1 protein-coding gene is annotated in these 1197 nt (G+C 67.9%); it reads left to right on the top strand.

What is annotated here, in order from left to right; translation table 11 throughout:
• Positions 1–25 precede the first annotated feature (25 nt).
• Positions 26–1197, top strand: a 1172-nt coding sequence (locus tag JF66_RS21425) for a DUF222 domain-containing protein (protein ID WP_035881060.1), incomplete at its 3' end; no start/stop codon positions are given.

Raw genomic sequence — 1197 nt, 5'->3', positions numbered from 1 at the left:
CGGTGGTGTCTGTCACACTTTTCTTATGACAACCACCATTGAAGGTGTTTTCGTTGATCTGACCGGGGCCTTGGCCCGGTCAGATGTGTCCGCGAGGATGTTCGCGGAGTTGTCCGACGACGGGTCGGAGGACACCCACCGGGCGATAGCCCACCACCTGCGTGAGGTCACCGCGGCCTACGCACTGTCGGCGGCGAATATGGCCGGCCGATCCGACTGGACGCTCGGCCGCGAAGGCCTCGCGAGGAAGAAGGGATACGCCACCACAGAGGACTACGTTCAGGCCCTCGGCGGAGGAGGAGGCGGCACAAAAGCCGACACCCGCCGCCTGATCGAAGCCGGCACCATGGCCACCGAAGCAGAGGCTGCCCGGGCCCGGCAGAAGGAAGCCCACCTGCTGGCGCTCGAACACCCCGAGGCCCCACCGGTCGAGGTGCACCGGCCGTGGTTCGCACCGCTCGGCGAGGCCGTGACCGACGGAACACTCAGCACCGACGCGGCGACGGCCATTCGCCGCGGCTTGGGCGAACCGGCCATCGGCGTGACGGAGGAGATGCTCAGCGACGCTATCGTGCATCTCCTGGCCGAGTGCCGCACCCTCAACGCGGACCAGGCGGCGAAGGCGGCCCGGCAGTGCCGGGACACGATCGATGCCGCCGGGATCGCCTCCCGCGCCGACGCGATGAGAGCACGGCAGTACCTGCGGGTGTTCGACAAGCCCGATGGCATGCTGCACGGCAGCTTTGAGCTCGACCCGGAAAACGGGTCCTACTTCAAGGACTTCCTGCTGCAGATCACCGGACCCCGCACCGGTGGCCCCCGATTCGTCGAGAAAGGCGAAAAGGAACGGGCGCAGCGCATCATCGACGACCCACGGTCAACCGACCAGATCGCCGCCGAGTCCCTCATCGAGGTGATCAAGGTCGCCGCAGCCGCCGACCCCGGAACACTGTTCGGGCGCATCCGCCCGTCGGTCAAACTGGTCGTCGTTGGGGCACCCGTACCGGATCCAACGGCCGCGCCCACGACCAGAGGGCCCACTGCGGCAGCGCCCACCACGGCCGAGCTTCCGAAGGTAGGGCTCACGACGGCCGCGCCCACGACGACGCAGCCGACGACGGGCTTGGTGCTCCTTCGCAACGGGTTCATCGAAGGCACACCAGACGCCGCCACGACCGCCACCATCGACCGGACCGT

The organism is Cryobacterium sp. MLB-32, from assembly GCF_000738085.1.
In the GTDB taxonomy this organism is placed as follows: Bacteria; Actinomycetota; Actinomycetes; order Actinomycetales; family Microbacteriaceae; genus Cryobacterium.
Note: the sequence above shows the minus strand (reverse complement) of the source record. Positions and strands in the feature narration are given on the sequence as shown.